20 protein-coding genes are annotated in these 16,078 nt (G+C 65.0%); 4 read left to right on the forward strand and 16 right to left on the reverse strand.

Annotation, left to right across the window (positions count from 1 at the left end):
• Positions 1-251 precede the first annotated feature (251 nt).
• Positions 252-623 (forward strand): methyltransferase domain-containing protein, encoded by a 372-nt coding sequence (locus tag A37U_RS42580; protein ID WP_157182664.1) that lies wholly within the window; start codon positions 252-254, stop codon positions 621-623.
• Here A37U_RS42580 and A37U_RS0106490 read toward each other — a convergent pair.
• The 6 genes from A37U_RS0106490 to A37U_RS0106515 form a co-directional block, all read right to left on the reverse strand.
• Complete coding sequence (locus A37U_RS0106490) at positions 601-1,374, reverse strand: alpha/beta fold hydrolase (RefSeq protein ID WP_020495807.1); 774 nt, start codon at positions 1,372-1,374, stop codon at positions 601-603. The genes A37U_RS42580 and A37U_RS0106490 overlap by 23 nt on opposite strands.
• On the reverse strand, positions 1,371-1,787 hold the full coding sequence (locus tag A37U_RS0106495) for a hypothetical protein (protein ID WP_020495808.1): 417 nt from the start codon (positions 1,785-1,787) through the stop codon (positions 1,371-1,373). The genes A37U_RS0106490 and A37U_RS0106495 overlap by 4 nt, the downstream gene beginning before the upstream one ends.
• 372 nt (positions 1,788-2,159) lie before the next feature.
• Positions 2,160-2,417 carry a hypothetical protein gene (locus A37U_RS0106500; RefSeq protein ID WP_020495809.1) on the reverse strand — a complete coding sequence of 86 codons (258 nt, stop codon included), beginning with the start codon at positions 2,415-2,417 and terminating at the stop codon, positions 2,160-2,162.
• Between the two features lie 421 nt (positions 2,418-2,838).
• Positions 2,839-3,456 (reverse strand): TetR/AcrR family transcriptional regulator, encoded by a 618-nt coding sequence (locus A37U_RS0106505; protein WP_051111580.1) that lies wholly within the window; start codon positions 3,454-3,456, stop codon positions 2,839-2,841.
• Between the two features lie 115 nt (positions 3,457-3,571).
• On the reverse strand, positions 3,572-4,684 hold the full coding sequence (locus A37U_RS0106510; protein WP_020495811.1) for an FAD-dependent monooxygenase: 1,113 nt from the start codon (positions 4,682-4,684) through the stop codon (positions 3,572-3,574).
• 628 nt (positions 4,685-5,312) lie between these two features.
• Entirely contained in the window at positions 5,313-5,876 is a 564-nt protein-coding gene (locus A37U_RS0106515) for a TIGR03086 family metal-binding protein (RefSeq protein WP_020495812.1), read from the reverse strand.
• A gap of 499 nt (positions 5,877-6,375) precedes the next feature.
• Here A37U_RS0106515 and A37U_RS53410 point away from each other — a divergent pair, with 499 nt between their 5' ends.
• Together A37U_RS53410 and A37U_RS48130 are read left to right on the forward strand one after the other, a co-directional pair.
• Positions 6,376-6,684 carry a hypothetical protein gene (locus tag A37U_RS53410; protein WP_240437539.1) on the forward strand — a complete coding sequence of 103 codons (309 nt, stop codon included), beginning with the start codon at positions 6,376-6,378 and terminating at the stop codon, positions 6,682-6,684.
• The gene (locus A37U_RS48130; protein ID WP_240437526.1) at positions 6,681-7,001 is read left to right on the forward strand and encodes a TetR/AcrR family transcriptional regulator C-terminal ligand-binding domain-containing protein; all 321 of its coding nucleotides are present in this window, start codon (positions 6,681-6,683) and stop codon (positions 6,999-7,001) included. The genes A37U_RS53410 and A37U_RS48130 overlap by 4 nt, the downstream gene beginning before the upstream one ends.
• A gap of 17 nt (positions 7,002-7,018) precedes the next feature.
• Here A37U_RS48130 and A37U_RS0106530 read toward each other — a convergent pair whose 3' ends face one another.
• The 9 genes from A37U_RS0106530 to A37U_RS0106570 all read right to left on the reverse strand — a co-directional run bounded on the left by A37U_RS0106530 (position 7,019) and on the right by A37U_RS0106570 (position 14,656).
• On the reverse strand, positions 7,019-8,269 hold the full coding sequence (locus A37U_RS0106530) for an MFS transporter (RefSeq protein WP_157182665.1): 1,251 nt from the start codon (positions 8,267-8,269) through the stop codon (positions 7,019-7,021).
• A 17-nt stretch (positions 8,270-8,286) separates the two neighbouring features.
• Complete coding sequence (locus tag A37U_RS54355; RefSeq protein WP_020495816.1) at positions 8,287-8,412, reverse strand: hypothetical protein; 126 nt, start codon at positions 8,410-8,412, stop codon at positions 8,287-8,289.
• 516 nt (positions 8,413-8,928) lie between these two features.
• Positions 8,929-10,161, reverse strand: a complete 1,233-nt coding sequence (kynU, locus tag A37U_RS0106540; protein ID WP_020495817.1) for a kynureninase — start codon at positions 10,159-10,161, stop codon at positions 8,929-8,931.
• A gap of 100 nt (positions 10,162-10,261) precedes the next feature.
• Positions 10,262-11,113 carry a tryptophan 2,3-dioxygenase gene (locus A37U_RS0106545; protein WP_020495818.1) on the reverse strand — a complete coding sequence of 284 codons (852 nt, stop codon included), beginning with the start codon at positions 11,111-11,113 and terminating at the stop codon, positions 10,262-10,264.
• Entirely contained in the window at positions 11,110-11,823 is a 714-nt protein-coding gene (locus A37U_RS0106550; protein ID WP_020495819.1) for an aspartate/glutamate racemase family protein, read from the reverse strand. Before A37U_RS0106550 ends, A37U_RS0106545 begins: the two co-directional genes overlap by 4 nt.
• Positions 11,820-12,863 (reverse strand): LLM class flavin-dependent oxidoreductase, encoded by a 1,044-nt coding sequence (locus tag A37U_RS0106555; RefSeq protein ID WP_020495820.1) that lies wholly within the window; start codon positions 12,861-12,863, stop codon positions 11,820-11,822. The genes A37U_RS0106550 and A37U_RS0106555 overlap by 4 nt, the downstream gene beginning before the upstream one ends.
• Positions 12,853-13,143, reverse strand: coding sequence for a TIGR04076 family protein (locus A37U_RS0106560; RefSeq protein WP_040586814.1), 291 nt, complete (start codon positions 13,141-13,143; stop codon positions 12,853-12,855). Before A37U_RS0106560 ends, A37U_RS0106555 begins: the two co-directional genes overlap by 11 nt.
• On the reverse strand, positions 13,140-13,436 hold the full coding sequence (locus A37U_RS0106565; RefSeq protein ID WP_020495822.1) for a TIGR04076 family protein: 297 nt from the start codon (positions 13,434-13,436) through the stop codon (positions 13,140-13,142). The genes A37U_RS0106560 and A37U_RS0106565 overlap by 4 nt, the downstream gene beginning before the upstream one ends.
• Entirely contained in the window at positions 13,433-14,656 is a 1,224-nt protein-coding gene (locus tag A37U_RS0106570; RefSeq protein WP_020495823.1) for an acyl-CoA dehydrogenase family protein, read from the reverse strand. Before A37U_RS0106570 ends, A37U_RS0106565 begins: the two co-directional genes overlap by 4 nt.
• A gap of 73 nt (positions 14,657-14,729) precedes the next feature.
• On the opposite strand from A37U_RS0106570, the gene A37U_RS0106575 reads away from it, so the two are divergent.
• Positions 14,730-15,578: a PaaX family transcriptional regulator gene (locus tag A37U_RS0106575; RefSeq protein WP_020495824.1), complete on the forward strand. Its 849-nt coding sequence runs from the start codon at positions 14,730-14,732 to the stop codon at positions 15,576-15,578.
• Here the strand turns inward: A37U_RS0106575 and A37U_RS0106580 are convergent.
• Entirely contained in the window at positions 15,530-16,078 is a 549-nt protein-coding gene (locus tag A37U_RS0106580; protein WP_020495825.1) for a flavin reductase family protein, read from the reverse strand. The two genes, A37U_RS0106575 and A37U_RS0106580, sit on opposite strands and share 49 nt — an antisense overlap.

The following is a 16,078-nucleotide window of genomic DNA, read 5'->3' on the forward strand; positions in this document are numbered from 1 at the left end:
TCGGTTGGTGAGCGACGACCAGCCGCCTCACGTTCGAGCGGTGTCGAATCGGGGGCGTTTTCGCATCGGGAAGCTGTCAGACCCGGGGTGCACAATCGGCGCCGCGGGAAGACGCCGGTCATTGGGAGGTTGGCGGATGGCATGTCGTACCTCTCAGCAAGAGGTTCGTCGTAACAGGGCACGGGCCGCGCGCTTTCATGGTTGACCGCGATCGGCACCGTGCTAATGTGCGGGAGGGCTGGCTTCGGAGGATGACCGAATCTGTCGACGATCGTTATGCGATGGGCCGTACCTCTGCTGAGACCGAGCGGCTGCAGTTGCAGGCCGATATCCTTGCCCGCACAGTGCGTATCTGGTGCGTTTGGCTGGGATCGAGGCGGGTACTCGGCATCGGTTGCCGTGTGGGGGACACGAGCATGCTGCTTGCCGAACTGGTCGGGCCGGAGGGCTCGGTCGTTGGTGTCGATGTGGCCTCTGCTCGTCTGGATCTGGCCCGTACCGGCGCTGTCGAGGCGGGTTTGACCGGTGAGTCGTTCGTCGAGTCGGATCTGGCCAAGTTGCGGCGGGATGAGCCGGTCGATGCGCTATTCGGCAGGTGGTTTACCGCGCTGGGGCCAGGATGAAGTTCCGAAGCAGCGTGGCTACCTCGTGTTTGGCCTCCAGAGTGATTCCGTGCCGCATGCCGGGCAGTATCTCGAGGCGGGCATGGGGGATCGCCTTGAGGATCTGCTGTCCGTACTCGGGCTTGCCGAGCGGATCGTCGCCGCCGTAGATCAGCAAGGTAGGTGCGGTGATCTCGCCAAGACGGCCGAGGACGTCGAACCCGCGGATCGCGTCCATCCGGCGCTTGTCCGCCTCGGCGGGGCGGTGGAGCAGAATTCGCTGGCTCTCGGCGAACAGTTCGGGGGACTGTTTTCCCTTCTCGGATAGGACGGCGTCGAGCATGGTGGCTGCGCGGTCTTCCCCGGCATGAGTGAGGTTCTGAGCGGTGGCCGGTGCGGTGGAGAACTGCGGGATCGCGGTTGCGACGGTCAGCGTCCGCACGGTGTCCGCTCGGCTGATCCCGAGCTGCAGGGCAATGGCGCCGCCGTAGGAGGCGCCGAAGATGTGCGCGCGTTCGTGGCCGAGGCCCCGGATCAGGGCCGCGCAGTCGTCGGCGAGATCCGCTATCCGGTAAGGCTGCGCGGGATTCGTGGAGCCGCCGGTATCGCGCTGGTCGTAGGCGATGGCCTGTATTCCCTCGCCGAGCAGCGGCCGGAACGTGTCGTACTGGATGTGGCCGCTCTCTCCGCCGTGGAGCAGGATCAGCGGTTCGCCGGAGCCGGATTCTTCGTAGGCGATCGTGATGTCACCGTGGGAAATGTACTGAGTCATGGCCTTTCCTGCCTCTTCTGGCTGCGCCGGTCGGTCAACTGTCCCCTGGTGTTGATGGCCCCCGGCAATTCGGTCGGGCTGGGAAAGGGTTCCCCGATCAACTCCACGATGTAGTGGGTGATGCTGCGGTCCTCGAGGTTGCGAATGCGGTGTGGGCGAAGCGGGCCGCTGTGTCCGACCGTCTTGAACATCGCGAATCCCGGCGTGACATCCAGGGAAAGCGACCATTCGGGATCGCCGAGGTCCTGACCTTCGGTTCTCCCCGCGTCCGGCCACAGAATGAGGTGGTCGTAGTGGTGCTGGTGGAAGTCGAACATGCCACCGGGAGCCAGGGGCATGGACCAGACACGGACGCGGTCGTTCTCGAATATCAGCGTGTCGCCCGGATTGGGCGGATAACGGTCATTTGCCATGACTGCTCCAAGATCCGGTAGTGCGGAGGGCTGCTTTGCGCCGCTCCGCAGTGGAGCGGCGGAGTCCACTCCACCTTCCTACCCCGAACGGCGGCTTGGTGCAACTTTTTGTTGCCGCAAGGTTTCGAGGTTCTCCGGATTCCCTGTGTATGTCTCCGGGATTCCACGCTCGGTGTGTTTTGTCGCTGCGTCGCTTTTCCGCTGTGCAAACGCTTCCGCGCGACGGTGACGGTTGCTGTTGATCACCGAGTCTCATCGCTGGTGGCCGGATATCGCTGTGGAGCCCGAAACCGCAACGAGGCTTCGCGGCGCGGTCGTTCCGACTTACGTAGTCGCCGTGTCGCTGATCGCGTTACTCGTGCTGCTCATCTGCTACCGGGAGCCGCCGCGCGACGGCGATCCGAAGACATCGTCGCTCCCGAATGAGTCTCGATGAGGTTTGTCGCGTAGTTCGCGTAACTGCTTGGATCGATCGCGCTTCCCGGCGGCTACACCGGTGGCGGCGGTGCGCGGTAACCTCCGGTCGATCGGTGCGAGCAAGAGCAGTACCACGCTGGTGCCGAGCATGATCCAGCCGATGACACCGATCCCCGAGTTGGTGACATTGTCTCGGAAGACGACGCCGATCACCGCGGACGATCCGGTGGAGCCCAGGTAGCCGAAGGAACGTTACCGGGATAGTGACAATGCCGGAGACAACCGTTATCGGCAGCAACAGCAGTCCCGCATTCAACCCGGAGAACCGCTTGGCGGCTTCGAGCCATTGGGTGTTGCCGTAGAGAACGAGGTACGAGCAGAGCATCACGATGGCGAAACGGATGTAGGTACGGGTCAGGGCGAGGTTCTGGCCAGGAGGCGAACATCGAAGAACGGTGTCTTCGCCCGCCGTTCCCAGAGCACGAGGACCGTCCACAGCGCGATCGTGGTCGCCAGGACGTGCGGACATGGAGGTTCTCCAACAAACCAGGACAGTCCGGTGTTCCTCGAGCCGTGTCCTGATCGAATGACTCGGCGATGAATCCGTCTGAAGACGTTCATCCCCGGGGATCGGCTATTTCCGGACGCGAATGCCGGCCAGGATGATATCGATGATCTGTTCCGCGTCCTCGCGGGTGAAAGAGCGAGGTCCCCGGCGCAGGAGCAAATGCACCGGACCGGCCAGCATTTCGGTGAGGAAATGAATGTCCACTGGCGGCAGCTCGCCGCGTTCGAACGCCTCGTCCAGCCGCTGACGCATGGTCGTCATTCGCCGTTCGTGCGCGGCATCCACGATCGCGATCATTTCGTCGTTCGCCGGGGAAGTGGCCGCGACGTTCGACAGCGCGCGGCCGCGCGGTGTGGACAGGGAATCCGCGAGGGCCACGAGGAAGTCCGCCAGATCCGCGCGGAGGTTACCGGAGTCTTTCACCGTGACGGTGTCCGCGTCGTAGGAGGACAGTGCCTCGATCACCAGCTCGGCGCGGTCTGGCCAGTTCCGGTAGACGGTGGTCTTATTCACCTCGGCGAGCTCGGCCACTTCCTCGTAGCGAAACCTCTCGATGCCATCCCGCGCTATGAGCTCGGCCGCAGCGGTCAGCATGCGCTCGCGCAGGCGGGCGTTTCGTCCGCCCGGACGGCGTGCCGGTGTGGTGCTTCCGGTGTCATTGCCCGTCCTACGGCGCTCGGCCATGCTCATTTGCTCCTGAGGTATCGCTGCTCGGCGGCGGGCCGGTCAGGCACCAGGGTAGGGGGCGGCGCCACGGTGTCGGCTCTCCGGCGAGGATGCCCGCGGCCTGCCCTTGACTTTACTGCGCGGAAAGCAGCCGCGTGTTGCGCTGCTCGATTTCCTCTTCCGTGGCGGGGACCATGAGATCGGCCCCACCGCTTGCGGACGCCTGTGCCTTGTCCGAGTAGGGCCGTTGGCGCCGTTCGTATTCGGTGAACGCCCCTGCGTGGTCACCGTCGTGCCGGGTAAGTTCTTCGGTGAGGATCCATGCTCCGGTCAGTGCCAGTGAGGTGCCGCGGCCTGCCATTGGGGTCGCGCAGTGTGCGGCGTCGCCGATGAGTACGACGCGTCCGTCGTGCCATATGGGCATGCGGATCTGGGCGATGGCGTCGAAATACAGTTCCGGGTCGGCGTGGGCGGCGGCCAGTAACTGGGGGATTTTCCACTGCGGGTCTTCGCCGTAGAAATCGGCGAGGATGCGTTTTTGAGCGGACAGGTCGTGATGGTCGTACTCGATGCGCTCCGAGCGGAAGGTGAAGATCGCGAGCGCTTGGTCACGATACCGGCCGAGACACGCCATCCGCCCAGGCAGATTGAGGATGTGCACCGAATGCGGTGCGTTTCCCGAGACCGCCTGCGCTGGTGCGTTGCCGATCGCGACGTACAGACCCAGATGCTTGACGAAGTCCTGTTCCGGGCCGAATACCAGTCGCCGCACGTTCGAATGCGCCCCGTCCGCGCCGACGATGAGGTCGTACCGGCCTTCCTGTCCCGACTCGAACACGACGGTCACCTGGTCACCGTCGTCGGACAGGCTCCGAACGGAGTCCTCGAAACGCAGCTGCGCGCTGTCCGGCAGGGCCTCTCGTAGAAGCCGCATCAGGTCTTCGCGCGGAATCTCGACGTCGTCGTCGGAATCGTTGGTCTCCGCCATCGGCTGCGGAGCGATCACCGAACCGTCCTCGGCGACGAACTTCGCCCCTTCGGTCATCGTGATGGAATGCTCGATGACCTCATCCAGGCACCCCATCTGTTCGATGACACCGACGGCATCACCACGTACGTCGATCGGCGAACCATTGGTACGCAAGTGTCCGGCCCGTTCGACGATCTCGACCGTGTGCCCCGCACGAGCCAAATCGATGCTCGCGCTCAAACCGGCCACCCCTGCACCACTGACCAGAATCCGCATCCCGGTCTCCCTTCCCTGAATCCCTGCCGTCGCCACCACTATAGCAACTTTTTGTTGCTCCAGTCGATCTTAATCGGGCGACCCGCGGCGAGTGCACCGGACCGTCGCAGCCCGCCCAGATCCGGAGGGGAAGCGCACCGCACTCGACTCGCTGGTCGAGGCGTGACCGACATCGCCTGCTGCGCTCACCTTGAAGCCACCATGGTGACCGCCGGACAGGGCTGAACACGATCGAGGAGATGCTTCACCGCCTGCGATGATGCCTAGGATTCGGATGCGTTGGTTCCGTCCGCTCTCCGGGTGTCCGTGCTGGAGGTAAGAACGGTCTCGATGGCGGACCAGGAGGACAAAGCCCCCAGCGCATTCGCACCGCTGGGACAAGGGCGGCCTATGGTCCGCGGTCGGCAGACCGAAGGCGCCGACCTTTATGTGATGACCGCGCTGCCGCAGCAATCCGGCGACGGCAGCAGCCGCTCGCCGCTCCTGGTTCATCAGTTCTGGGGACATGAACTGCATGGCTGGCGACGGCGGGGAACGGCCGACACTATTCGCGCTGTGTTTCCGGGTAGAGGTGGCCGAGGTAGGCGGTGACCGGTTCGCGATACCGAGCGCCGAATCGCCATGTCCGTCAGGCGGTGCGGCCCAGCATGGAAAGAAGCTGGACGGCGGGGTCGGTGCTGGTGGTGGGCACCGGAGGGGCGAAAATTCCCAGGCCCGCCACTCGCTCGGCGTTGGCACGGGCGTAGACCAGGCAGTTGTCGACCGCCGCCGGATCGAGCGACTCGACCTGGCCGGACGCACGGGCCAGGTCCCACTCGTGGACGGTCAGGTCGACGAGCATCTGGTCCGCGTACATAGTGAGCGGAGCCTCTCCGAAGGAGAACTGGGCCGTCCCGGAAAGATCGGTGCCGTCCCACGCCTCGAGGGAGCGCTCCGCCGCCTCATCCCACGCCTGCACGGGGTCGGCACCGACCACGTCGCCTTCATAGCGATCGCCGACCTGTTCCAGAGTCTCTCCGGCAAGCAGATGCGGGACCCACAGGTGCTCGGCGACCAGGTGGTTGACGAGGTCCCGGATCGTCCACTCGGTGCACGGCGTCGGGTCGTTCCACTGGTGGTCCTCGACCGCGTGCACCCGTGCGCCGAAACGGTCGATAGCACCGGGGATCAACTGCAGGGCAGAATTTGGCATGGCGAAAGGCTACGACATGATCCGGGCAGGCAGCAGCCCGCAGCCAGGAAAGCTTTCGCGGCTGGGTAATCCGGACATAAAAGATCTGCTGCGGTAGTTGTCCGGAGCAGTCGACGTCGGAGCTTTCGGGTGATCGAGGTGCGCCCGGAGGCGCGAGCGGGTCGAGTCGAGTTGGTGGGGGTGCTTGCACGGACGGGAGTATTCCTTTGGTGCGCTATTGGCAAGGCGTGCTGAAACGCCCGACCTCGGCGTGCGCATCCACGGCAACGGCGGCAAGACGTCCGGCCCTGGACCTTCAGTGACGACTACCTCGACGGGCGCCGCGACGCGAAACGTTCGGCCAAAGGCGCTAGCCGCGGTTGCATCAACCAGGCGTACACACCCACGCTCGTCCTGTACCACAGCAAAGGTGGTTGGGTTTGTCACCAGCTGGGCTGTTCCATCTGACGATTGGACCAAGCGCTGTTCGGGTTCGACGCGGTGTGGGCCCGCATCAGGCATGCTGGTCGTGCTCTGTTGCTGCACGCGCGATCAGCTGGTCTGGATCCCAGTGCAGCGTGCCATCATCGATAGCCTCGAGGGTCCGATCGATCCAAGCGATTTCGGCGTCCTGCATCGCCATGATGTAGTCGTTCTCGATCAGGAAGACGGGCGGCAGGTGCTGTCGCGCACTGCTTGTTCTGTCGGCTTTGCTGGCGAGCTGCTGCGCCAGTTCCTGTCGGCGCTCGCGCAGCAGCCGAGCCCCATACCGGACGACGACGCAATGAGCTGGCCCGGCATGCGATCCTGGAGGCGACCACCCGGCTGATGAGCGCTGAGGCGCCGGGGCCACTGACGGTGCAGGCCATCGACGAGCACGCAGCCCAGCTGCTACGCCAGTTCACGGCGCACCGGCGGGAAGCATTACGCGAACTCCTGGACAAGCACTGCGGCTACTTCGATCCCGACCTCGACCTCGACCTGCTCGTCGACCAGATATACGGAACTCTCTGGTACCGACTACTGCTCGGGCATGCTTCACTGGACGATACGACCGCCGGCGCACTCGCCAACACCGTGCTGACCCGCACCACCGACACGGCGACCAAACCAGGCCCGAACCCCGACGACCTCCCAGAAACCTGAGCGTCACACCCCGACCTTCAGGGGCTGCGTGGGGTTGGCGCTGAATGGCATTCCGGTGGGTGGTTGACGATGGGGTCGTGCCGCTTGCGCGGGAATCCGATGCTGCGATGTAGTGCGATGCCGAGCCCGGCTGCGAGGGTCGCGGCGAACGCGAGCAGGATCGGGCTCGACTGCCAGCCGAATGCCGTGGTCAGTGCTGCGAGTGCGGGTGGTCCCAGGGTCTGTCCGAGAGTGGATCCCTGCAGTAGTGCCCCGACGGTGGCGGCCGCCGCATCCGGGCGCGGTGCCAGTTCTGGGGCGGCGGCGAACAGGGTGGAGGGGATCATTCCACCCGCGAAGGACAGTGCGAGGCTTCCCGCATAGCGCAGTGCCAGCGGGGTGCCGGTGGCGTAGATGGCGAAGGCGCTCGCGGCCATTACGGCGCTGGCGGCCCCGATCAGTACCCACCGCGGCACGCCCCGGCCGCGGAGGAATCCGCCGAGGATGTTTCCTGGGATGTTGACCAGGATCGCGGTGGCGGTGAGGATCGCGGCGGTCTTCGGTGGGAGCGCGCCCTGTCGGGTGAGCAGGGTGGGCAGGAACCCGAATACCGCGAGGAACTGGGCAGAATAGGAGGCGAATACCACCGTAGCGAACAGGATGCCGCGCGATTTGAGCACGGCGCGGATGGATTCCCGGCGTGCCGGATGGGTGTTCGGCGCGGTGGTAGACAGGGATCTGGTCGTGGGGACCAGGAATGCCGCGACCAACACCGGGAGCGTTGCGGCGAGCAGCCAGAGTCCGCGCCAGCCGATCGCATCGATCAGCCACGGGCCGACCAGCGTTGTCACCCCCGTTCCGGCGGGAATGAACGCGCTCCATAATCCGAGTACGATGCCGCGCTGCCCGGGCGCGCTGATCCTGACCAGCAAGGGTGGCACCGACAGTGCGGTGGCCGTGAAGCCGACGCCTTCGCCGAGCCGGGAGAGCAACAGCACCGAGACGTTCTCGGCGAACGCGCCGATGCCGCTGCCCGCCGCGGTCAGGAGGAGACCGGCAAGCAGGGCGCGTCGGTGCCCGATGCGGTCGATGACAGCACCGAGCGCGAGTCCGCCGAGGGCACCGGCGATGCTGACCGCGGACAGCACCCAGCTGCCACTGGTCAGTGAGAGCCGGAGATCCGCGGTGACCGCGGGCAGGGCGGCCACGGCCTTGCCCACCTGCACGGCCACCGTGATCCCCGCTGAGGTCAGAGCGAGCACCAGAGCCCAGGAAGTCGGCTTCGTCACGCGGTTGCCGCCGCTCATCACGCGGTCCTGACCAGCTCGCGCGAGTTGTCCGCGGTCGCGGCGACCTGTGCGAACCATCGGCCGAGTTCCGCGCGCAGGCCGTGGTCCGGGGTTCCGGCGAGCCGCTCGTGCGCCAGCGACACCGTGAGTTGTTCCCCGATCAGTCGGGCGCCGGACAGATCGAGGGTTCTGCGCAGCTCGGCCTGGGCCCACGCGGCGCCACAACCTGGGCCGACTATTGGCTGCGCGACAACCCACCAGCTCCCGGGGCATGAGAACCACCGGAGTCCGATGAGGACCGCGTGCCTTGCGAACCGGCGGTCAGCTCGAAACGATGGCCATCGGCATCGTCGCCCATTCCGGAATCGCGTTCACCTCACCATCACGCCCCGAACCCGCGAGCAGACCGAGGACACCACCGCCACGCGGTCACCGGAAGACACCTCGCAGTGTCCGGACGTGAGTGTGGATACTGTCCGGAAGTGGCGCAAACGCTTCTGCCGCAACGGGATCGCGGGGCCGGCCGACCAGCCCCGCCGCCGTGGTCACCGAGGTCAAGGCCCTGGCCGGTGAGCTACCCGCTCGCATCTATGTGCCGCTGGCACGGTGGAGCTGCCCAGAGTTGGCCGATGAAGCTGTGGCTCGTGGGATCGTCGAACTCAGGTAACAAGGAGACGCTCGGTGTACTCGGGCAGGTTCCAGGATCGGGTCCGCAGTACGTCGAGCAGTTGGGTGGCCGCGTCGTAGACGTCGACGTAGCGCAGATACGACGGTGCGAATCCGAAACGGAGCACATCGGGTTCACGGAAATCGCCGATGACACCTCGATCGATCAGCGCCCGGATGATCGCGTACGCGTCCGGATGGGTCAGCGATATCTGGCTTCCCCGGAGGTGTTCCTGAGTCGGCGTCAGCATATCGAGTCCGCTATCGACGAGGAGTTCGGCGAACATCCGCGTCATCCGTAGGCTCTTGGCGCGGATCTCGTCGATCTCGACCTGATCCCATACGTCGAGGGCGCCTTCGAGGGCGACCATGGACAGTACGGCGGGCGTTCCGACTCGCAGCCGGTCGATTCCTTGGTGTGGCTGGTATTCGGTACTGAACGAGAACGGTGTCGCGTGCCCGTTCCATCCCGTCAGTGGTTGCTCGATGTGGTCGAGGTGGCGGTGGGCCACATAAATGAACGCCGGTGATCCGGGGCCCCCGTTGAGATATTTGTAGGTGCACCCGACAGCGATGTCGACCGTGGAAGCGTCCAGTACGACTGGGAGTGCGCCTGCGCTGTGGCAGAGGTCCCATATCGCCAGAGCGCCGGCGGCATGGATCATGCCGGTCAACGCGGGCATGTCCAGCAGCGTCCCGGTGCGGAAGTCGACGTGGCCGAGTACGACGGCCGCCACGTCCTTGGTGAGCTCCTGTTCGAGTTCCGAGCTGTCGTCGATGAGCCGGATCCGCGTATCCGGCACTGCCCGTGCGGCACCGGTGGCGATGTAGATGTCGGTGGGGAACGCTTGGCGTTCCACGAGGATTGTGTGGCGCCCCGGCCGCAGTCGCGCAGCGGCGACGATCGCCTTGTAGAGATTCACGGAGGTCGAGTCGGTGATGACGGTCTGACCGGGGGCGGCGCCGAGGAGTCCGCCGATACGGTCGCCGAGAGATCGAGGTTTGGTGAACCAGCACGCGCCGTTCCAGCTGCGGATCAGCTGCCTGCCCCATTCGAGGGCGAGCGTGTTCTCGACGCGCTCTCGAGCACGTCTCGGCATGGCACCGAGGGAATTCCCGTCGAGATAGACGAGATCGGTGGGAAGCTCGAATTCCTGGCGTACCGATGCCAGTGGGTCCTGGGCGTCCCAGCGTTGACAGCTTTGTCTGCTGATGTGGTGCGGCATTGGTCTTTCTCCGTAATGAGGGGTCTTCTGCCTGAAGGGACAGGCTGCTCTGGCAGCGCAGTACGGGAGGCTGTCGGTCTCGTGACCGACGGCATCCGCGTCAGGAGCCGATCATCGTTCGTACGGTGTAGAGCTCAGGAAAGAAGGTCAGGTCCAGAGCACGTTCCAGGAACGCGGCACCACTGCTTCCGCCGGTGCCCTTCTTGAAGCCGATCGTGCGCCGCACCGTACGAAGGTGGCGGAAACGCCAGAGTTGGAAGGCGTCCTCCAAATCGACCAGATCCTCGCACACCGCGTACTCGACCCAGTAGCTCCCGGAGTCGTCGTAGATCCGGGCGAAGACCGGAATGAGATCTTCGCGCTCGGTCCAGGACCGGCGGACATCTCGGTTCCGTATTTCAGCGGGGACCGCGTGTCCACGCCGAGCGAGGAACCCCAGGAAAGAGTCGTAGACCGAATCGGAGTCCAGTACCTCAGTCAGTCTACGGTGGAGTTCAGGGTCCGCTTCGAACACTCGGAGAGTATCGGCGTTCTTGTTCCCCAGGATGAACTCCACGGCCCGGTACTGATAGGACTGAAAGCCGGATGCCGATGCCAGGAAACCGCGCAGCTGCAGGTACTCGCTCGGGGTCAGGGTGTTGAGAACCGACCACTGTTCGGCGAGCGTGCGGAGGATGTGCTTCACGCGAGCCAGCGATTTGCGTGCCCGGCTGGCGTCGTCGGCGTCGAAGTACTCGCGCACACGGAGCAGTTCGTGCCATAGCAGTTTGAACCACAGCTCCGTGGTCTGGTGCGCGATGATGAACAACAACTCGTCCGGATGCTCGGGTCGGCTGATGGGCCGCTGCGCCGAGAGCAGGCGCTCCAGCTCCAGGTACGAGCCGTAATCCATCTTCGTCCGGAAGTCGAGTTCCATCCCGTCTTCTACCGGCCGTTCACCATTGTCGATCATTTGGCTGCCACTCCCACGGTATCGGCGGCAGAGAAGCGCTCCTGCTCGGTACCCACCAGCCAGTGGATCTGATCCATGGCGTCCCACACTGGAAGACCGGTCGCCGCTCGGAGGGCGGCACTGTACGGAGGCAGGTTGGCGCACTCGCTCAGCAGGGCACCGACCGGTTCCGCTACGAGGACCTCGCGCACGCACGCGAGGACTTCCTGCTCGATCAGCCGGGCTTCGGGTGAGTTCTCGTTTTCCGTCAACGAGGGAAGGAAGTGCCGGGTTCCGGAAAGATCGATGACGGCGAGTCGCTTCAGCTGCTCGGCACGTACCCCGGCGCTGATGATCCGGTGTGGAGTCAGCAGCCTTGCCATCGCAGTCACGACACCGATCTTCTGCCCGGGCGGCAGGAGCGCCAGCAGTGCAGGCAGCTGCAACAGCGCCGAGGTGATCACCGGCACGTTCAGGTACCGGGACAGCGATGCCTGCACGGCGGTCAACAGCCCGCAGGTCGTTGTGATCACCATGGCACCCCGGTGGACCAGGGTCTGTCCGGCCCGGCGCAGCGCGGGCAGCATCTCGTGCTCACGGCCCTCGAATACCTGCCGCATCGTCGCGTCCTCGGCGACTTCGAATTCGACGGGGCCAGCGAAACTCGCGGCACAGCCGACATCCCCGGGGATCCGTTCCTGTCGGCCACCGATCACGATCACGCCGATCATCGTTGCCTCCCCACGGCATCGACGTGGAACGAGGAGCGCAGTACCGGAAGTACCTGCTTGCCGAGCAGCGCCATCGCCTCGGACGAGTCTGTGCCCATCGGCGGGCCGAACGAGAGATGACGCGCACCCGCTTCGATCAGCGTCGCGCACTGTTCGATCACTTCGGCCGCACCGCCCACCACGCCGAGCTCGAGCATCGTCGAGGAGGACAGCACCATCCCGATCGCGGCATCCTCGTCTCCGTCCAGCATCAGCGCCTGCGTGCGGGCGAACTCTTCCGGATCGAGCCCGTTGGCGAGGAGCACGTCCGTGCTCAGCGAGCCGCTGTAGTGGGCGATATGTCGAGCCAACAATCGACGTGCGATGGTGGGATCGGGGTCGATCGAACACCACAGGCAACCGGCGATGTCGATCTCATCAACGGACCGGCCCACCTCGGCCGCTCCAGCTCGGATCTGTTCCATCGACCGGTAGACCTGCCGCGGGGGCAGGCACAGCGGCAGGGCACCGTCGGCGTAGCGCCCGGTCATCGCCAGCATCCGGGGACCCATCGCACCGACGTAGATCGGAACCGGACGTGGTTGCTGGATCCGCGCCTGCTCGGCCCAACAATCCCCGGCCCCGGGAACGCCGGCGGGGCTGCGCCCATTGGTCAGTTCCCGGACGGCGATGACCGCCTGCCTGGTTCGCACGACCGGTTTGGCAGGGGTCAACCCTGCCCATCCGAAAAAGACATCCGAGCCGGCACCGAGGCCGAGAATGAATCGGTCCCCGGAGAGTTCTTGAAACCCGGAAGCGATCTGCGCGATCTGCGCCGGGTGGATCGATACCGGGTCCAGCACTCCGGCACCGACCTTGATCCGGCTGGTGGACAGCAGCATCGAAGCCAGCCCGGCGATCCCAGGGGGCCCGAAAATGTCGTTGCCGGACCACACCTGGTCGAATCCCGCCTCCTCGGCTTCCACCGCCCGGGCCGTCAGCCCGCGGGTCCCGTGGCCGGCGGCGCCCACCCGGACACTCAGCACGAGATCACCGTCCATGTTCATCCACCCCTTCCGGGAGATGACGCATCCGCATAACGAGGTTCTCGGGCGGGTCGGGGCAGGCGATCAGCGGTTGCTCAGACGCCCAGTCCTGCAGTGTCATGTCGTTTTCACGGCCGGCCATCGCATTGGCCACAGCAGCGATCGCGTAGAAGCAGAATCCCCGCCCCTGCGGCAGTGACAGCTCGCCCCCATGGATGTCGAAGCGATCTCCGACCGACATGCCACAGGCCGAGTAGTTCATCGCCTCCACTGTGCATCGAATCCGGCCGGTCACGATGGCTCCCCAGCGGCGCCGGGACGGTCCATCGAGAGCAGGACGCGCTCATATGGATCCGGGCAGCACACGAATGGCTTGCGTTCCAGCCAATGTTCGGCCGAATGGTTTTCCATCCGGGAGGTCAACAGCGGTATCGCGGCCATCATCGCCTGCAAACAGAACGGACGTCCGCTCGGAATCCGCAGTTCCGGCCCCACCACGTCGAAGTAATCACCTTCGGCGAGCCCACATCGGGTCGTACCGGCCTGGACAACCCGGACCCGGAGCACGTCGCCATTGTTCCGGGTCATGCCGGAACTCCGTGCACGGACAGCGCTTCCGAACGCTGCGTGAGCAGTGTCGCCGCATAGCCCGACCAGTGGAACCGTTTCGCCCCGAAATGGGCCAGCGCACCCCACGAATCCCGGATCACCCGCTCGAGCGGATCCGACTGATAGATGTACCGGGAACCGTAGAGATCGCTGCATAAATCCAGTACACGGCGCAGGGTCTGCGCGGCTTGGCTGTTGGCCACCCGCAACCGGGCTTCCTCGAGCGGTGTCAGCACGCGGTGGGGGGCGAAAATGGCATCATCGGTGCGCCTGGCGACATCCGTGACACCACTGCGGGCGAACTCGACCTCACAGCATGCCTGCCCGAGCTGTTGGCTTGTCGCACCGTCCACACGGGAGATATCGCCACGACTGCGGCTGTGCACAGCGTCCAAGGTGAAGTCCACGATCCGCTGCGCCAGACCGAGATACACCCCGGTCAACGGGAAGAAGAGCAGCTCCACATGCTTGTTGAGCGGATCAGCGAGCGGGTTCGGCGGTGCTCCGCGATCGAAGGTGTGGTTCGCGGGTACGAAAACTGGCTCGATGACCTCGTACGAAGAACTTCCCGAGCCCCGGATGCCGAGCGCGTTCCAGTTCGGGATGTGCGAAACCGAATCCCGCGGCAACCACACACCGAGCAGCAACTGGCGTCCATCCTCACGGCAGACCGGCTCACCGTCCCGGTAGACCTGGCAGCCGCCCACGACGTGCTCTGCGGTATGGGTACCGCTGCCCCAATCCCATCGACCACTCACCAGATACCCGCCGTCCACGATTTCCGCACGGCCGGGTGGATGGAAGGACCCTCCCGTCGGCAGATCCCGGGTGGGGTACAACGACCGGTAAGCATCCTCGTCGAGCCGTCCCGCGTAAAACCCGGACGCGTTCAGTACCGCGACATTCCAGCCAGCGCTCGCATCCAGCTTCGCGATCTTGGTGACCACAGTCAATTGGTCCGCCAGCCGCATTTCGATACCACCACGACTGGCCGGGAATCCCATCTGGAACAGCCCCGCCCTGCGGAACAACTCGGTGAGCGCGGACGACAACCGTGTCTGCGACTCGCAGCGATCCGCTTCGGCGAGCACCGCTGGGGCCACGATATCGGCGTTCTCCAACACCGCGGCCGCAGTGGACGGTTCCCGTACCGGAAGCGTTTCGCGGACCTCGGCCAGCGTTTCGTCGGTAGCAACCATGGATTTATTTTTCATCGCACCTAAGAGCGTTGTCAACTATTTCTATCGATCCGATCGCTGATAACCTGGGGCCTTGAGCACCTCGACTGACGACGACCTGTTCGACCCGAAACCCCAGGGTCTGCTGTTCAGCATGTTCGGCGCCTACCTGCGGCCGCGGACCGCGGCAGTGTGGTCGGGCGGACTGGTGACGCTGCTCGAACATTTCGGTATCACCCCCGTCACGGCCCGGATGACGCTGAATCGCATGGTGCACCGTGGGCTCGCGGATCCTCATCGGGACGGCCGAGCGGTGTCGTACACGCTGACCCCGCGCAGTCTTCACCTGCTCGAAGACACGGACAACCGGCTCCTGACGCTTGATGCGGCCGACGTCTCCCCGAAAACCTGGACCCTCGTGTGGCACAACCTGCCGGACAGCCGGAAATCCGAGCGGTCCGAGTTCGTCAAGCAGTTGCGGTTCCACGGATTCGGGCAGATGCAGGGCGCAGTCTGGGCATCCCCCAAGGACTACGTCTCCGAGGTACGCGCCCATGCCAAACTGCTCGGAATCACCGACGCTGTCGCGATATTCCGCGCCCGCCTGGACGATGACGAGGTGCCCGCAGCCTTTCTCGGGCACCTGTGGCAGCTCGACGAACTTGCCGAGCTCTATCAGCGGTTCGCCCGAAGTTACGGGAAACCGGCCAAGGCCTCCACACTGTCCGAGAAAGGATCATTCATCGCCTGCACTCGGATGCTCCACACGTTCCAGTCCTTCGCCAACCTCGACCCGGAGCTTCCCCGGCTGTGGTCTCCACACGCGAGCGCCCGTACTGCGGCACTGTCGGCCTATCGCGCGACACTCGAGGCACTCGGTCCGCGCTCGCGTACCTACTTCCTGGCGGTTGCCGCGCCCGGGACGGACGCGCTGCCGAACTGACCACTGAGCACGCGGTACTGGCCGTCGTAATACAGCAGCGGATCGCGCCTGGCGTAGTGCGTACGCACCACGCAGCCAAAGACGATCACGTGGTCACCCTTGACCTGCATGGATTCGACTTCGCACAACAGGCCTGCCAGGGAGTCGCGGATCACCGGCAACCCGTCGACGGTCTCGAACGCCTCGTCGTCGAGGGTCGGCTGCGACGTCGCAAGCCGCTGCGAATGCTCCCGGTGCCCCTCGGCGAGCACGCAGACACTGAACGAGCCGCGACGCTGGATGGCCGCACAGGTCCGCGAGTGGGCGTGAAGGCACACGAGCACGAGCGGCGGCTCCAAGGATACCGAGGTGAAAGAGTTCACCACCGCCGCATAGTTCGCCCGTTCGTCGTTCGTGGCGACCACCGTCACCCCGGTCGCGAACCAGCGCATCGTCTCCCGTAAACGTCCCGAGGAAACCGTTCGGCCGGCCGGTTCGATCGATACTTTGCTGTGATCCAT

Origin of the sequence: Sciscionella marina DSM 45152, from assembly GCF_000379465.1 — a bacterium.
GTDB classification, from domain to species: domain Bacteria; phylum Actinomycetota; class Actinomycetes; order Mycobacteriales; family Pseudonocardiaceae; genus Sciscionella; species Sciscionella marina.

Excerpts from the sequence above, each read along its gene's own strand:
- A37U_RS0106510 (WP_020495811.1), bottom strand. The coding sequence starts at position 4,684 with ATGCGGATTCTGGTCAGTGGTGCAGGGGTGGCCGGTTTGAGCGCGAGC.
- A37U_RS53410 (WP_240437539.1), top strand. The coding sequence starts at position 6,376 with ATGCTGGTCGTGCTCTGTTGCTGCACGCGCGATCAGCTGGTCTGGATC.
- A37U_RS0106490 (WP_020495807.1), bottom strand. The coding sequence starts at position 1,374 with ATGACTCAGTACATTTCCCACGGTGACATCACGATCGCCTACGAAGAA.
- A37U_RS0106565 (WP_020495822.1), bottom strand. The coding sequence starts at position 13,436 with ATGACCCGGAACAATGGCGACGTGCTCCGGGTCCGGGTTGTCCAGGCC.
- A37U_RS42580 (WP_157182664.1), top strand. The coding sequence starts at position 252 with ATGACCGAATCTGTCGACGATCGTTATGCGATGGGCCGTACCTCTGCT.
- A37U_RS0106505 (WP_051111580.1), bottom strand. The coding sequence starts at position 3,456 with ATGGCCGAGCGCCGTAGGACGGGCAATGACACCGGAAGCACCACACCG.
- A37U_RS0106495 (WP_020495808.1), bottom strand. The coding sequence starts at position 1,787 with ATGGCAAATGACCGTTATCCGCCCAATCCGGGCGACACGCTGATATTC.
- A37U_RS0106550 (WP_020495819.1), bottom strand. The coding sequence starts at position 11,823 with ATGATCGGCGTGATCGTGATCGGTGGCCGACAGGAACGGATCCCCGGG.
- kynU (WP_020495817.1), bottom strand. The coding sequence starts at position 10,161 with ATGCCGCACCACATCAGCAGACAAAGCTGTCAACGCTGGGACGCCCAG.
- A37U_RS0106555 (WP_020495820.1), bottom strand. The coding sequence starts at position 12,863 with ATGGACGGTGATCTCGTGCTGAGTGTCCGGGTGGGCGCCGCCGGCCAC.
- A37U_RS0106515 (WP_020495812.1), bottom strand. The coding sequence starts at position 5,876 with ATGCCAAATTCTGCCCTGCAGTTGATCCCCGGTGCTATCGACCGTTTC.
- A37U_RS0106580 (WP_020495825.1), bottom strand. The coding sequence starts at position 16,078 with ATGGATCACAGCAAAGTATCGATCGAACCGGCCGGCCGAACGGTTTCC.
- A37U_RS0106545 (WP_020495818.1), bottom strand. The coding sequence starts at position 11,113 with ATGATCGACAATGGTGAACGGCCGGTAGAAGACGGGATGGAACTCGAC.
- A37U_RS0106570 (WP_020495823.1), bottom strand. The coding sequence starts at position 14,656 with ATGGTTGCTACCGACGAAACGCTGGCCGAGGTCCGCGAAACGCTTCCG.